The following is a 16018-nucleotide window of genomic DNA, read 5'->3' on the forward strand; positions in this document are numbered from 1 at the left end:
GCTCACCGGCACCGCCCTGCTGGCCCGCGCCACCCTGCTCACCGGCGCCACCCTGCTGGCCACCCTGCTGGCCGCCCTCGCCGGTGCCACCGTTGTCGACACCGCCGAGGTCGCCGCCCCCGGTGGGCTCGCCACCGAAGTTGGCCTGAGCACTGACCGAGGCGTCGTCGGCCTCCACTCCGATACCGAGGTCGACACCCACGGCCTGCGCCGCGCCCGCGGCGGTGAGCGAGGCACCCGCGGCGATCACCGCACCAGCGGCTATCCGCGCGACGCGAACACGCGTCTTCTTGGTCATCTGTTGCTACCCCCAGTAGCTGAATTCGTCATTGGAGCAGCCCTATGCGGTCCACGGCCCTGCGGGGTCACTCGCTCCGCGGGGCCACGACCGTGCCGTGTCCATCCCGCTCCGCCCCCGATCACACCTGTCCCAGACATAAGCGTGCTGCCCTAGCACCCTGTCCACAGTTAAGGATTACGTCAAGGCCGTTTCGGGGTGTACAGACAGGTATGAGGGCTCTTGACGGGTATTCGGGACCACGACTGTGACCCGTTCGGCACACCGTGTCCCCAACTCGGCGGCGCCCGGGGGCGGGACGTCCGGCGGTGGGAAGGGAGGCACAACGCGTCGAGCCCGGGCGGAGGACCCGCCCGGGCTCGACGACCGTACGGATACGGCTACTTCTCGCTCTGCTTGCGCCAGCGGATGCCCGCCTCCAGGAAGCCGTCGATCTCGCCGTTGAAGACCGCCTCCGGGTTGCCCATCTCGAACTCCGTACGCAGGTCCTTGACCATCTGGTACGGGTGCAGGACGTAGGACCGCATCTGGTTGCCCCAGGAGTTGCCGCCGTCGCCCTTGAGGGCGTCCATCCTTGCCTGCTCCTCCTGGCGGCGGCGCTCCAGGAGCTTCGCCTGGAGGACGTTCATCGCGGACGCCTTGTTCTGGATCTGCGAGCGCTCGTTCTGGCAGGAGACGACGATGCCGGTCGGGAGGTGGGTCAGGCGCACCGCGGAGTCCGTGGTGTTGACGCCCTGGCCGCCGGGGCCGGAGGAGCGGTACACGTCGACCCGCAGCTCGGACTCGTCGATCTCGATGTGGTCGGTCTGCTCGACCACGGGCAGCACCTCGACGCCCGCGAAGGACGTCTGGCGGCGGCCCTGGTTGTCGAACGGCGAGATCCGGACGAGCCGGTGGGTGCCCTGCTCGACGGAGAGCGTGCCGTAGGCGTACGGGGCCTGGACGGCGAAGGTCGTCGACTTGATGCCGGCCTCCTCCGCGTACGACGTCTCGTAGACCTCGGTCTTGTATCCGCGCTGCTCGGCCCAGCGCAGGTACATGCGCTGGAGCTTCTCGGCGAAGTCGGCGGCGTCCACGCCACCGGCCTCGGCCCTGATGTTGACCAGGGCCTCGCGGGAGTCGTACTCGCCGGAGAGGAGGGTACGGACCTCCATCTCGTCCAGCGCCTTCCTGACGGACTCCAGCTCGGACTCCGCCTCGGCCAGGGCGTCGGCGTCGCCCTCGTCCTGGGCGAGCTCGAAGAGGACTTCGAGATCGTCGATGCGGGCGCGGAGCGCCTCGGCCTTGCGGACCTCGGCCTGGAGGTGGGAGAGGCGGCTGGTGATCTTCTGCGCCGCCTCCGGGTCGTCCCAGAGGGAGGGCGCTGCCGCCTGCTCCTCGAGCGCGGCGATGTCCGCCCTCAGCGCATCCAGGTCCAGGACGGCCTCGATCGACCCCATGGTCGAGGAGAGGGACTTCAGCTCTTCGGAAATATCGACGACTGCCACGGGTCCAGCGTAACGGCTGTCGGCGCGGACCATCCCCGGACCGCCCCTCCCGCGCGGATCGGCGCCGTCGGGCCGCACCCTCCGCGCGACGGACGTCCGCGCACCGGCCGCCGTGCGCGTCCCGTCACGGACCGTTCCGCCGGGACGGTCCTCACGGTGCCGCGGGGGCCGATTCCTTCGTGTCCTGCGGGGGCGCGCCCCCGTCGTCACCGCCGAACGCCAGCCGGCCGCCCACGCCCAGTACCGCCACCAGCACCAGCGCCGCGGCCCCCAGGGTCAGGCGGCGTTTGCGGACGGCCGCGGACTTGTTGCGGGCCGAGCCGGGGCGGGGCGCACCCGGGGAACGGGGGGCACGGGCGGTGCCGTGCGGGCCGCCGGAGAGTTCGTCGGCGGCCGGGACGCGCATGCTCGTGTGCGTGTCGCGGTTGGAGTCGGTGGACGAGCCGGGGACCAGCGGGACCGCGCCGCGGCGGCGGGGCTCCTCGGGGGCGGGGGGGTACTGCTGCTCGTCGTGGGCCCGGGGCTCCGGCTCGGTGTCCGGTTCGTCCACGTCCAGCGGCGGGATGCCCGCCAGCTGCGGGAGCTGCTCGCGCAGCCGGGACGCGAGCTCGGAGGCGCGCAGTCGCGAGGCCGGGGCCTTGGCCAGGCACTGGACCAGGAGCTGCCAGAGTTCCTCGGGTATGCCGGGGAGCGGGACGACCGTCTCCGTCACGTGGCGGCGCAGCACCGCGCCGGGGTGTCCGCCGCCGAACGGGGTGAAGCCGGCGAGGAGTTCGTACAGGACGGTCGCGAGGGCGTAGATGTCGACTGCGGCGCGGGGCGGGAGGCCCTCGACTATCTCGGGAGCCAGGTAGTCCGGGGTGCCGATGATCTTGCTGGCCTTGGTGCGGCGGGGCGTGTCGATCAGTTTGGCGACGCCGAAGTCGGTGAGCAGCGCCGGATGCGCGTTGCCGGGCCCGAGCGGTCCCTCCATGTCGAGGAGGATGTTCTCCGGCTTGACGTCGCGGTGGACCACTCCGGCGGCGTGCGCGGCGGCCAGGCCGTCGGCGACGTCCGCGATGATCGCGACGGCGGCCTCGGGCGCGAGGCGGCGTTCGCGGTCGAGACGGGTGCGCAGGTCGGTTCCCCGCACCAGGGTCATGACGAGGGCGAGGTCGTTGCCGTCGACGACGAGGTCGCGGACGGCGACGACATGGGGGTGGTCCAGTCCGAGCAGGGCGGTGCGCTCCTGGACGAAGCGGCCCACCAGCTCCTGGTCGGACGCGAGGTCCTCGCGGAGCAGTTTGATGGCCACCGGGCCCTCGGGGCCCTCCCCGAGCCAGACCGTGCCGGCGCTGCCGCGCCCCAGGATCTGGTGGGCGGTGTACCGGCTGCCGATATTCCGTGCCAAGACTGCTCCCTCAGCGGCTGGCGATGGACCGTCGCTCGTGACCCCCGGTCGACAAAGTTACGCGTCGGCCGGGGGGTTGAGTGCCCGGGACGGTGCCGGTCCTCACTTCCGCGGGCGAATTGCGGGGGATTTACCGGGGAATCCGCCGTCGGAAGTCGACATGACTACAGAGTTGATGATGTTTCGGTGGCTCAGAGCCTGCCGGGTGGCCTTCGTCCGGAAGGCGGACAGGACGTGGCCGCCCGGTCAGGGGTCACCTGACAGGCTCTCAGGAGCCGCCCAGCTCCGAGATCCAGTCGGTGACGGTGGAGAAGGCGTCGCTGATCGCCTCCCAGTAACCCTTGCCCTGGCCGATCCAGTCCTGGAGCGGGGTCAGTTCCCAGATCAGCCAGGCCGCGACGAAGAGCAGGACCAGCGTGAACAGGCAGCCCTTGAGACAGCCGAGGCCCGGGATGCGCATGGGGTTGGCGCTGCGCTGCCGCGGCTCGCGGGGCTGGCGCGGCGCGGGCTGCTGCGGAGGGGCCGGCTGCTGCGGCGGCGCGTACTGCTGACGCTGCGGCGGCTGGTACTGCTGCTGGGGCGGGGGTTGCGGCTGGTACTGCTGCTGCGGGGGCGGGGCGTACTGCTGCTGCGGGTACTGCTGGTTCTGCGGGGGGTACTGCTGGTGCTGCGGTGGCTGCTGCCGACGCTGGGGCTGGGGCTGGTGTTGTGGCTGGGGCCGCTGGGGGCGACGGCGCAGCGGGTCCTGGTCCGGATCGAGGTACTGGACCTGCGTCTGCTCGTTGCGGTCGCGGGCCGCCCGGAGCTGGGACTGCCAGGGGTGCGGGTCCTCGGGCTGCGGGGAACCGTCCGGGCGCGGCGGTACCGGCGGCATCACCGAGGTCGGGTCGGCGCCGCCCGCGCCGGAGGTGTGCTGGAGGAGGCTGGTCGCGGCGTTCGGGTCGAACGAGCCCGCGTTGCTGGGCAGGACCTGCGTCGGGTCGGCCGCGCCGGGGGTCTCCGGGACGGGCGCGGGCGCCGGGTCGGGGGCGAGCAGCGCCCCGACGCCGTCCGCGGCGGCGATCTCGGCGGAACTGGCGTGGACGCCGATGCCGGCCGCCACGGTGCGCAGGGCGCGGGCCAGGTTCTCGGCGCTGGGGCGGCGGTCCGGGTCCTTGCTCAGGCAGCGTTCTATGACCGTCCACAGCGGTTCCGGGACGGTGGTGGGGCGGCGGGGTTCCTCGCTGAGGTGGCGGTGCAGGACTTCGAGGGCGGTGCCGCCGGCGAACGGCGGGCGGCCGGTGACCAGCTCGTACAGCAGGATGCCCGCGCCGTAGATGTCGACGGCGGAGGTCTGCGGGCGGCCCTCGGCGGACTCGGGTGCGACGTAGGCGGGCGTGCCGACGAACTCATGGGTCCGGGTGAGTCCCGGGGAGTCGGCGAGACGCGCGATGCCGAAGTCGGTGAGCATCGGGCGCATTCCGCCGTCGCTCTCGTCGAGCAGGACGTTCGCGGGCTTCAGGTCGCGGTGGACGACGCCGTCGGCGTGGCTGGCGGCGAGCGCGTCCGCGATCTGCGCGGTGAGCAGGGCGGCGGCGACCGGGGTGAGCGGGCCGTTGTCGCGGAGGTACCGGTGCAGGTCGGGGCCGTCGATCAGGTCCATGACGAGGGCGAGGAGATCGCCCTCGACGACCAGGTCGCGGGTGCGCACGATGTTCTCGTGGGTGAGCCGGAGCAGCACCGAGCGCTCGCGCAGGAACCGCATGACGATGTCCGCGTCGTTGGCGAGCTCCTCCTTCAGGACCTTGATCGCGACGGTTTCACCGGGCTCGCCCGCGACGGCCGCCTCGGCACCTGCGGTCTCCCGCTGGCGGGCACGCCAGACGGTGCCCGTGGCGCCGCGGCCCAGCGGCTCCTCAAGCAGGTATTTACTGCCTACCGGCCGCACGTCATGCGCTCCCTGCGGATCGTGGTGTACACGGTGCTCCCGGATTCGTACCGGGAGTTCCGGCCCACTCTAGGGCCTGTCGTCAAACCGGCGCCGCCGTCCGCGGGACGGGCGGGTGGCGTCCGCCCGCCCGTCGGGCGCGGGGCACCGGGCTCCGCCCTGCCGACTGGGGCGGGCGCCTTCGCGGGAGGCGCCGGGCGGTCACGGGACAAGACGCGCGTTCCGGGCCGATGGTTGCCGCACCCGTCCCCGGAACCCGTCCGAAACCGATCCCATCCGGTCCGAAAACCCCCCTCGCCCCGGACCCGGAACCGGACGCGACCTGATGAAACCAAGCGAAACCGGACAGGACCCGGGTCGGATCGGGCAGCGGAACGAGGCCGCTCCGGGGCCCCGGAGCGGCCCGGCGCGCACGGAACGCCCTCCGGACGGGCCCGGACGGGCACACGACCGGCCGATCAAGATCAATTGTCGGTGGCCCCCGGGCGCATTGTCGGTGGCAGGTGCGAGGATGCCTTCAGCACGGGACTGTGGCGCGAACGCCTCGCGGCTCGTGACGAACCTGTACCGGACGACGCGTCCGTGTCGGGTGGGGGGAAATCACAGGGCCTTCCCCTGCCCGGCGCCCCGCGCAGAAGGGACCGCTGACGGCGATGCAGATCCGGCTGACCGTCCTCGCGCCGCGCAGCGGCCAGACCCCGGCGCGCGCCTGCGACGTGCTGGTCACCGCCCCGTCGGGGACGGCCCTCGCCGCCGTGGCGTCCGAGCTGGCCTCGGCCGTCTCCGGGCCCGAGGGGGCGTTCGGCGGCGGCGCGGTGGTGCTGTACGCGGGACGTGAGCGGCTCGACGACCGGCGGTGTGCGCTGGGCGAGCCCCCGCTGGTCGACGGGGCGGTGCTCTCGCTCCAGGTCCCGGGCGAGGACGAGACGGCCGACGAGGCGGTTCCGGCGCAGTTGCACGTGGTGGCGGGACCCGACGCGGGCGGGGTCCACCTGCTGCACGGCGGCCCGGTGAGGATCGGCCGCTCGGCCGAGGCGGACGTCCCGCTCGACGACCCCGACGTGTCGCGGTTGCACTGCGCGGTGACGGTGACCGAGGACGGCCTGGTCTCGGTGGCGGACCTGGGCTCGACGAACGGCACCCTGCTCGACGGCAGGCCGGTGCGCGAGCGTCCGGTCCGGCTGAAGCCGGGGGCCCTGCTGCGGCTGGGCGAGTCGGCGCTCCTGCTGACCTCCGGCGCCCGCACGCCCACGCTGGTGACGGCCCCGGACGGCGAGGGGCACCTGCGGGTGTCCGGCGCGACGGGCGGTGGCGCCGGGGAGGGCGGCCACGGATACGCCCCGGCCGCCCTCCCCGGCCCCGGAACCGGCCCGCACGCACCCGACGGGGACGACGCGCGGCCCGGCGGCCCCGGCGCGGGCGACGACGACGGCCACCCGTCGGCGCCCGGCCAGTCCCCGCGCCTCCCGGACGGCGAACCACCCCGACGGGGCGGAATAGGTGCCTGGGCGCGCAGACTCGCGGGCGGTCGGGGCGAACCGGTCCACGAGACGGAACCGCACGGGCCCGGCGCCGCCGATGCGCCGTTCCCGGCCTCCGCCGCGCCGTCGGCGGGGGTGGACGCGGAGAGTGCCTGGCCCGACCCCGCCGCCGTGCTGCTGACCGCGCTCACCCCCGGCCCCCGGCTCTGGGAGCGCGACACGGCCCATCCGGAGGCACTCGTGGTCCGGCTGGGTACGACCGACCGGGCCGAGCTGCCCGCCGTACCGGTGACCGTGGGACTGCGGGAGGCGGGTTCGCTCGGCCTGGCCGGGCCGCGGACCCGGCTCGCCGGACTCGCCCGTTCCGTGGTGGCCCAGCTCGCCGCGCTGCACTCCCCCGCCGATCTGGAGATCGTGCTGATCAGCACCGACCGGGCCCGGAGCGCCGAGGAGCGCGGACGGGAGTGGTCCTGGCTCGGCTGGCTGCCCCATCTGCGCCCGGCGCACGGCCAGGACTGCCGGCTGCTCCTCGCGTACGACCGCGAGCAGGCGACCGCGCGTACGACGGAATTGGCGCGGCGGCTGGACGAGGGCCCGCTCGGACCCGGCTGGGCGAGTCTGGACCGGACCACGATCGCCGAGGCCGCGGCACGGTACGCCGGGCCGTTCACCGTGGTGGTCGTCGACGGGGACCCCGGCTCGGCGGCACTGCGGGAGAGCACCGCCCGGCTGGCCGCCGCGGGGGCTGCCGCCGGGATCCACCTGATCTGCCTCGCCGAGACCCCGGCCGCCACCCCGGTGTCCCCGGTCGCGGCGACGTACGAGGCCGCCTGCCACGCCTCGATCGCGTTCCGCGAGTGCGGGGCGGTCGCGATGCTGAGCGGGGACGTGGCGACGGCCCTGCGGCTGCTGCGCACGGCCGACGGCCGGGCCGCGGGCCGCGGCACGGTCGCCGCGGTGGACGCGGTGTCGGCGCACTGGGCCGAGCGGTTCGGCCGGGCGCTGGCCCCGCTGCGCACGGACGTCCCGTCGTCGGCGCACGGCCGGCCCGCCGCGGCCGCGCTCCCGCTCTCCGCCCGGCTGCTTGACGAACTCGGCCTGGCCCGGGCCACCCCGGCCTCCCTGATGGCCCGATGGGCCGCCGCCGCGGACGAGCGTCCCGGCGCCGCGGCCCACGTTCCGGGACGGCGTCCGGGCGGCGGTGGCGGGACGGAGACGTACGGCTCGGGCCGTACGCCGTACCCGGCCCCGCGCGGCGCGACCCCCCGCGTGGGCGCCCAGCGCACGGGCGGCGGCCCGGTGCCGGGCGGGCGCGCGACGGGGCGCACCCCGTACCCGAGCAGCGACACCGTCACGCACATCGGCTCGCTGGACCACGGCTTCGCCCCCGACACCGCGCACGGGGCCCGCGACGGCCGTGACTCGGGGCGCACCCCGTATCCCGGCGCCGAGGCCCGGGCCGACGGCGGACGCCACGACCCGTCCGGGGACGCGCCGGGCTCCCGTTCCGGCGTGCCGGGGCGCTCCCAGCGGGTCAGCGGCCCGCGCGGCGACGCGCCCGCGGTCACGGTGCGGGGCGGCGTGGGCGGAACGGCGGCCGGCCGCGGTTCCCTGGCGGCGAACGCCGGGGTGCCCACGGACGACGGCGCGACGGCGGGCACGAACAGCCTCGGGCCGTCCGAGGCCGTCCCGGTCTTCGGGCGGCCGGTCGTGGTGCTCGGTGCCGGTCCCCGCGGCCCGGTCGGCGTGGATCTGACGGAGGAGGGCCCCCATCTCCTCGTCGAGGGGCCGTCCGGCAGCGGACGCACGGAGCTGCTGCGCGCCGTCGCCGCCTCGCTGGCCGCCGCCGACCGGCCCGACCGGCTGGGCGTGCTGCTGGTCGACGGGGCCGGGGGCGAACGCGGCGAGGGCCTGCGCCCCTGCGCCGAGCTGCCGCACGCGTTCACCCATCTGGTGGCCTCCGACCCGGTGCGGATGCGGGAGTTCGCGCAGGCCCTGGGCGGTGAGCTGAAGCGCCGAGCCGAGCTGCTCGGACAGGACGACTTCGCCACCTGGCACCAACAGCGGGAAGCGGCACGGCGGATGATCGGCCAGCGCCCGCCGAGCGCCGCCGAGCAGCGCGGCGACCTGGACTCCCCGGCGAGCGGGACGCTCCGGCTGCGGCCCGCGGGCGCGCGGCCCCCGGCTCCCGGCCCGTCCCCGCTGCCCCGGCTCGTCGTCCTGGTCGACGACTTCGACGCGCTGGTCGCCCCCGCGCTGGGCAGTCCGGGCCGTCCCGCCGCCGGTTCGGTCGTGCGGGCCCTGGAGGCCGTGGCCAGGGAGGGCGGCAGGCTCGGCGTCCATCTGGTCGCGACGTCCGCCCGTCCGGAGCGCACCGAGGACACGGATCTGGCCCATGGGGCCCGGCTGCGCATCGTGCTCGACGCCCCGGTCGTTCCGCGCTCTCCGGAGGACCCGGCACCCGGGCGCGGCCGGCTCGGCCATCCGGACGGGCGGGTGACCCCGTTCCAGGGCGGCCGGGTGACGGGACGGATACCGCGCACGGCGACGTCCCGTCCCACCGTCGTCCCGCTGGAGTGGGAGCGGATGGGGGACCCGCCGGCCCGCCGCCCGGTGCGTGAACTGGGCAACGGCCCGACGGACCTGGCGCTGCTGGCAAGTGCGCTGGAGCGGGCCGCCCGGTCGGTGGACGCCGAACCGGTGGCCCCGCTCGGGCCCGTCCACTCCTGAGACGACCGGCGGCCCGGTGTCCCGGGCCCGCACGCCGCCCGCCCGTCCGTCCATCCGCCCGCCCGTCCGTACAGAACGGACGGGCGACGGCCGGGGAGCGCCGTCACCGACCGGCACCGGCCGAGGCGCGCGACCGCACGCCGTCCTGCCCGTCCCGCCGCTCCCGCTCGGTGCGCGCGGTCCCGGTGGCAGGCGTGCCCCGGCCGCGCCCCGGATCTCCCGCCGCGAGCCGCTCATCGCGGCGGCGCACCGTCGCTCCCTTCCGGCACCCGGCCCGCTCTCCGGCGCACCGGGCCTCCATCCAGCACTGACATCACGTCACGAGCCCATCACGATCAAGGAGTTGACGCAGGGAGCGGTATTGCGGCGTCCGTACACCCGGCGTAGGACTGTGCGGACACAACGATGTGAGAGACGGGGAAGCTATGCGCACCACCCATCGGATCAGCAGAGCAGCCGCGGTGTTCACGGCCATCGGCGCACTGGCCCTCACCGGTTGCGGCGGGAATGACGACAGCGGGAAGGGGGAGCCCGGCAAGAGCACCGGCGGCGACAACGGGAGCTCGTCGGTCGCCCTGCCGAAGCTGGACGGCGAGAAGCTCTCGGTGGCTGCGGTCTGGACGGGGGCCGAACAGGCCAACTTCGTCAAGGTCCTCAAGGAGTTCGAGAAGCGCACGGGGGCGTCGGTCACCTTCGTCCCGGCGCAGGACCCGATCATCAACTTCCTCGGTACGAAGATCGCGGGAGGTCAGCCGCCGGACGTCGCGCTGATCCCGCAGGTCGGCGCGGTCCAGCAGGCCGCGCGGAAGAAGTGGGCCAAGCCGGTCGGGGCCGAGGCCAAGGCCCAGCTGACCAAGAACTACGGGAAGGTCTGGCAGGACCTCGGCACGGTGGACGGCGCCCAGTACGCCGTTTACTTCAAGGCTGCCAACAAGTCCCTGATCTGGTACAACGCGAAGGCCTTCGAGAACGCGGGCGCGTCCGAGCCGAAGACCTGGAAGGACTTCCTGGCGACCGCCGAGACGGTCTCCGCCTCGGGCATCACGCCGGTCTCGGTCGGCGGCGCGGACGGCTGGACGCTGACCGACTGGTTCGAGAACATCTACCTCTCCCAGGCGGGCCCGGAGAAGTACGACCAACTGGCCCAGCACGAGATCAAGTGGACCGACCCGTCCGTCAAGGACGCCCTGACCACCCTCGCCGAACTCTTCGGCAAACCGTCGCTGATCGCGGGCGGCGCGGACGGGGCGCTCCAGACCGAGTTCCCGGCCTCGGTCACCCAGACCTTCACCGGCGGCGACCAGCCCAAGGCCGCGATGGTCTTCGAGGGCGACTTCGTGGGCGTCAACATCGCGCAGACCAAGGCGGAGATCGGGAAGGACGCCAAGGTGTTCCCGTTCCCGGCGGTCGGCGCCGAGTCCCCCGTGGTGACCGGCGGCGACGCGGCGGTGGCGCTCAAGGACGGCAAGGGCGCGCAGGCCCTGCTGACCTGGCTGGCCTCCGTCGACGCGGCGAAGATCATGGCCGAGCAGGGCGGCTTCATCTCGCCGAACAAGGCCCTGGACGCCGCCGCCTACCCGAACGACGTGCAGCGGACCATGGCGAAGGCGCTGATCGGCGCGGGCGACGCGGTCCGGTTCGACATGTCCGACCAGGCCCCGCAGTCGTTCGGCGGTACGCCCGGGAAGGGCGAGTGGAAGACCCTCCAGGACTTCCTGAAGAACCCGAAGGACATCGCGGGGACCCAGGCGAAACTGGAGTCCGACGCGGCCAAGGCCTACAAGAGCTGACGCGATGACGACAGCAGCAGCGGGGGGCGCCGACGCGGCGCCCCCCGCCGACACCCAATCGTCCGGGCCGCCGTCGGTTCCGGCGCCCAGGAAGCCGTCCGGCGGGCCCTCCGGCACGCCGGGGCGGCGTCGCGGGAGCGTGACCGGCACCCGCCGGATCATCGCCGCGCTGTTCCTGGCACCGGCGCTGGTCCTGCTCGGCGCGCTCGTGGTCTACCCGATCGCCTACTCCGTCTACCGGTCCTTCGTCGACCAGGCGGGCACGGGTTTCGCCGGGTTCGACAACTACCGGGCCCTGTTCACGGACGACACCATCCGAACCGCGATCAAGAACAACGCGATCTGGGTGGTGTTCGCGCCGACCGTGTCCACGGCCCTCGGGCTGATCTTCGCGGTGCTGACCGAACGGATTCGCTGGGGCACCGCGTTCAAGCTGATCGTCTTCATGCCGATGGCGATCTCCATGCTCGCCGCCGGGATCATCTTCCGGCTGGTGTACGACCAGGCCCCGGAGCGCGGGGTCGCCAACGCCGTCTGGGTGGGGGTGCACGACACCTTCGCCGAGTCGGCCGGCTACCCGAACGCGCACCCTCTGCCCGTCCATCCGCTGAAGCCGGGCGGCGGCGGTTCGTTCGTCACCAAGGTGCCGGTGCACGCCGGTCAGCCGGTGCGGTTGCCGCTGGTCGGTGTGGCGCCGGCGAAGATGCCGTCGGACGCGAAACCGGCGAAGGCCGCCGCGGCGGAGCCGGGGAAGATCACCGGCACCGCGTGGCTGGACTTCACCAAGGGCGGCGGCGGACGGCCGAACGTCATCGACGCCACCGAGCTCGGGCTGAGGGGCATCGAGGTCGAGGCGGTCAAGGACGGCAAGGTGGTGGCGTCCGCGAAGGCGGGCCCAGACGGGGTGTTCACCCTGCCCGCGTCGGCCGACGGCGCCGAACTCCGGCTCCCCGCGAAGAACTTCGAGGAGCCGTACAACGGCGTCGAATGGCTCGGCCCGACCCTCGTCACCCCGGCGATCATCGGCTCCTACGTGTGGATGTGGGCCGGGTTCGCGATGGTGCTGATCGCCGCGGGCCTGGCGGGTCTGCCGCGTGAACTCCTGGAGGCGGCCCGGGTGGACGGCGCGAACGAGTGGCAGGTGTTCCGCCGGATCACGGTGCCGATGCTCGCACCGGTCCTCTCGGTGGTGCTGGTCACTCTGATGATCAACGTTCTGAAGGTCTTCGACCTGGTCTTCATCATCTCGCCGGGCTCCTCGCTTGCCGACGCGAACGTGCTGGCGCTCCAGCTCTACCGCTCCTCGTTCGGCGGCGACGCGGACCTCGGCATCGGCAGCGCCATCTCCGTGCTCCTGCTGCTGCTGGTACTCCCGGTGATGTACATCAACATCCGCCGGATCCGGAAGGAGGGGCGCCGATGACGACCGCCTCGACCACGTCCGCCGGGACCGGGCCGGTGCGGGCCGAACGGTCCCTCGCCTCGCGCGTCGCCGCACGCGCCGGGGGCGGTGCGATGCGGGTCTTCCTCGTCCTGGTGGCCCTGTTCTGGCTGATGCCGACCATCGGGCTGCTGCTCTCCTCGCTGCGCGGCGCCGACGACATCGCCGCCGACGGCTGGTGGAAGGTGTTCACCGCACCGTCGCAGATCACCTTCGACAACTACGCCCGGCTGCTGGACAATTCGACGATCACCCACTCCCTGCTGAGCACGGTGATGATCACCGTCCCGGCGACCGTCCTGGTGGTGGTGCTCGGCTCGCTGGCCGGGTACGCCTTCGCCTGGATGGACTTCCCCGGCCGCGACTGGTGGTTCCTGGTGGTGGTGGGGCTGCTGGTGGTACCGGTGCAGGTCGCCCTGGTGCCGGTCTCCAAGCTCTTCGGCGCGATCGGGATCTTCGAGACCACGTTCGGGGTGGTCATCTTCCACACGGCCTTCGGTCTGCCCTTCGCGATCTTCCTGCTGCGGAACTTCTTCGCGGAGATCCCGAGGGAGCTGCTGGAGGCGGCCCGGCTCGACGGGGCGGGCGAGATCCGCCTCTTCACCCGGGTCGTGATGCCGCTGGGCGGCCCGGCGATCGCCTCGCTCGGCATCTTCCAGTTCCTCTGGGTGTGGAACGACATGCTGGTCGCGCTGATCTTCGCGGACTCCGGTTCGCCGCCGATCACGGTGGCGCTCCAGCAGCAGGTACGGCAGTTCGGCAACAACATCGACGTACTGGCGCCGGGCGCCTTCGTCTCGATGGTCATTCCGCTCGCCGTCTTCTTCGCCTTCCAGCGCCAGTTCGTCTCCGGTGTGATGGCCGGAGCGGTGAAGTAGCGGGTGAAGCCGTGGTGACGTCGCGGCGACGCGACGGTGACATGGAACGCACGGTTGTGCGTCAACACGGGGTGGTCCTGTTCACCGTGGCAGGGCCACCCCACCTGCCGTTTCCGGGATTTGCCGTGTCTTGACGTAACTCCGGCACTCCGTCCCACGTTTGCGGACCGCCCCCACCGCACCGCGAACGCCCTCTGGATGTGTTGTGCCCCGGTTCAGTGTCATCGTGCCCGCCTACCGGGTCCAGGCATATCTGCAGGAGTGCCTGGACTCGGTGCTCACCCAGTCCTTCGAGGACTTCGAACTGATCGCGGTGGACGACCGCTCGCCCGACGCCTGCGGCACCCTCATCGACGAGTACACCGACCGGGACCACCGCGTCCGGGCCCTGCACCTGCCGGAGAACGTCGGCCTGGGCCGGGCCCGCAACGCCGGGATCGCCCGGGCCACCGGCGACTACCTGATCTTCCTGGACGGCGACGACACCCTCACCCCCGGCGCCCTGCGGGCGGTCGCCGACCGGATCGACGCGACCGGGGAACCCGACGTCCTGGTCTACGACTACGCCCGCACGTACTGGACCGGCGAGAGCGTGCGCAACACCTTCGCCGAACACCTCCGCGAGACCGGTCCCGCCACCTTCGCCCTCGCCGACCGGCCCGGACTGCTGAAAGTCCTGATGGTCGCCTGGAACAAGGCGTACCGGCGCGCGTTCGTCGAGTCCGAGGACCTCGCCTTCCCGCCCGGCTACTACGAGGACACGCCCTGGACGTATCCGGCGCTGATGGCCGCCCGATCGATCGCGGTGCTGGACCGGGTGTGCGTCGGGTACCGGCAGCGGCGCCGGGGCAACATCCTGGCCACCACCAGCCGCAGGCACTTCGACGTCTTCGACCAGTACGACCGGGTCTTCGCGTTCGTCGACGCCCGCCCCGCCCTCGCGCCCTGGCGGCCGGTGCTGTTCCGCAGGATGCTCGACCACCTCTGCACCGTGTTCACCGCCCGGGACCGGCTGCCGCGCGGCAGCCGCGCCGAGTTCTTCCGCCGGGCCCGCGCCCACCGCCGTCGCCACCGCTGCCCCGGCGCACGCGTCCCGCTCCGGGCCCGGGTCCGGCACGGCCTGATCCGGCTGGGCGCGCACCGCACGTACCGCCTGCTGTGGGCCGCGCGGGCGTGGCGCGGACGGCTGCGCGGGCGTGCGGCGGGCGCGGTCCGTGTGCTGCGCGCCGTCGCGCTCCAGTGCTACTACCGCGTTCAGCTGCGGCTGCCCGTGCGGGCGGACCGGGCGGTGTTCGCCGCGTACTGGCACCGCGGCTACGCCTGCAACCCGGCGGCGATCGAGGCGAAGGCCCGCGAACTCCTGCCCGGCCTGCGCACGGCGTGGGTCTGCCGCCCCGAGGACGCGCACACCCTGCCCGCCGCGACCCGCGCCGTCGCCCCCGGGACACGCGCCTACTGGCGGGCGCTTGCCCGTTCCAAGTACCTGGTGAACAACGTCAACTTCGACCGGCGGCTGGTGAAGCGGCGCGGTCAGGTCCTGCTCCAGACCCATCACGGCACCCCGCTGAAGACGATGGGGCTCGATCTCCGGGACCGCCCCGCGGCGGCCCGCGACATGGAGTTCGGGCAACTGCTCGCCAACGTGGACAAGTGGGACTTCTCCCTCTCCGCCAACCTCCACTCCACCCTCGTGTGGGAGCGGGTGTACCCGTCGGCCTCCGCGCGCTGCGCCACGCTGGAGTACGGGTATCCGCGCAACGACGTGTACCAGCGGGCCACCGCCGACGACGTGGCACGGCTGCGCGCGTCCCTCGGCGTCCCCGGGGGCGCCGTGGCCGTGCTGTACGCGCCCACCCACCGCGACTACCGGCGGGACGCGCCCCCCGGGCTCGACCTGGCGCGCGTGCTGCGGGTCCTGGGCCCCGGCTTCGTGATCCTGGACCGCGCGCACTACGCGTACGCGTCGGCGCCGCCCCGTGACCCGCACCCGCGCGTCATCGACGTGACCGGCCACCCGTCCGTCGAGGCGCTGGCGCTCGCCTCGGACGCGCTGATCACGGACTACTCCTCGCTGATGTTCGACTACGCCAATCTGGACCGGCCCGTCGTCCTGCACTGGGCCGACCGCGAGGCGTACGAGGCGGCCCGCGGCACCTGCTACGACCTGCGCGCCTGTCCGCCCGGCTCGATCGCGCACAGCGACGACGAGCTCCTCGGCATCCTCGCGACCCCTCACTGGTGCGGCCCCCGCTCCGCCCGGCTGCGGGCCGCGTTCCGGGAGCGGTTCTGCCCGTACGACGACGGGAACGCGGCGGAACGGGTGGTGCGCCGGGTCTTCCTGGGCGAGGGGGCCGTGCGGCCGGTGCCGGTGCCGCCCGCCGAGCGCCGGCCCGCGCCCGCGGCGAACGCGCCGGCGCGGTTCCCGGTGGGCGACCCGGCCGAGGTCGCGGTCCCGGCCGTCCGGCAGGCCCCCACCGGCGGTCTGACCGGGGCGCGGCCCGCGGACCGCCCCTGACCTCGCCCCCGCGCCCCTGCCCGTCCCCCTGCCCGCGGGCCGTGCCCGCCCGTCCCGCGGCACACGCTTTCCGAGTCCGAG

General features: G+C 73.7%; 8 protein-coding genes and 1 pseudogene. 5 read left to right on the forward strand and 4 right to left on the reverse strand.

Translation table 11 applies throughout. The annotated features are described in order from the left end of the window. From ACF1CT_RS22605 to ACF1CT_RS22620, 4 genes and pseudogenes are all read right to left on the reverse strand, one after another. Window positions 1–298 (reverse strand): annotated as a pseudogene (locus ACF1CT_RS22605) (hypothetical protein); the annotation flags it as partial. Window positions 299–678: 380 nt separating this feature from the next. Then, window positions 679–1785: a peptide chain release factor 2 gene (gene prfB / locus ACF1CT_RS22610; protein ID WP_391785706.1), complete on the reverse strand. Its 1107-nt coding sequence runs from the start codon at window positions 1783–1785 to the stop codon at window positions 679–681. 151 nt (window positions 1786–1936) lie between these two features. Then, complete coding sequence (locus ACF1CT_RS22615; protein ID WP_391785707.1) at window positions 1937–3175, reverse strand: serine/threonine-protein kinase; 1239 nt, start codon at window positions 3173–3175, stop codon at window positions 1937–1939. Window positions 3176–3443: 268 nt separating this feature from the next. Then, window positions 3444–5102: a serine/threonine-protein kinase gene (locus ACF1CT_RS22620; protein ID WP_391785708.1), complete on the reverse strand. Its 1659-nt coding sequence runs from the start codon at window positions 5100–5102 to the stop codon at window positions 3444–3446. Between the two features lie 653 nt (window positions 5103–5755). Here ACF1CT_RS22620 and ACF1CT_RS22625 point away from each other — a divergent pair. The 5 genes from ACF1CT_RS22625 to ACF1CT_RS22645 all read left to right on the forward strand — a co-directional run bounded on the left by ACF1CT_RS22625 (window position 5756) and on the right by ACF1CT_RS22645 (window position 15937). Then, on the forward strand, window positions 5756–9313 hold the full coding sequence (locus tag ACF1CT_RS22625) for an FHA domain-containing protein (protein WP_391785709.1): 3558 nt from the start codon (window positions 5756–5758) through the stop codon (window positions 9311–9313). A 425-nt stretch (window positions 9314–9738) separates the two neighbouring features. After that, window positions 9739–11103 (forward strand): ABC transporter substrate-binding protein, encoded by a 1365-nt coding sequence (locus tag ACF1CT_RS22630; protein ID WP_391785710.1) that lies wholly within the window; start codon window positions 9739–9741, stop codon window positions 11101–11103. 4 nt (window positions 11104–11107) lie between these two features. After that, window positions 11108–12526: a carbohydrate ABC transporter permease gene (locus tag ACF1CT_RS22635; RefSeq protein ID WP_391785711.1), complete on the forward strand. Its 1419-nt coding sequence runs from the start codon at window positions 11108–11110 to the stop codon at window positions 12524–12526. Beyond that, window positions 12523–13422 carry a carbohydrate ABC transporter permease gene (locus tag ACF1CT_RS22640; RefSeq protein WP_391785712.1) on the forward strand — a complete coding sequence of 300 codons (900 nt, stop codon included), beginning with the start codon at window positions 12523–12525 and terminating at the stop codon, window positions 13420–13422. Before ACF1CT_RS22635 ends, ACF1CT_RS22640 begins: the two co-directional genes overlap by 4 nt. A 205-nt stretch (window positions 13423–13627) precedes the next feature. Beyond that, the gene (locus tag ACF1CT_RS22645; RefSeq protein WP_391785713.1) at window positions 13628–15937 is read left to right on the forward strand and encodes a CDP-glycerol glycerophosphotransferase family protein; all 2310 of its coding nucleotides are present in this window, start codon (window positions 13628–13630) and stop codon (window positions 15935–15937) included. Window positions 15938–16018 lie beyond the last annotated feature (81 nt).

Source organism: Streptomyces sp. NPDC014734, assembly GCF_043083325.1.
Taxonomy (GTDB): Bacteria; Actinomycetota; Actinomycetes; order Streptomycetales; family Streptomycetaceae; genus Streptomyces.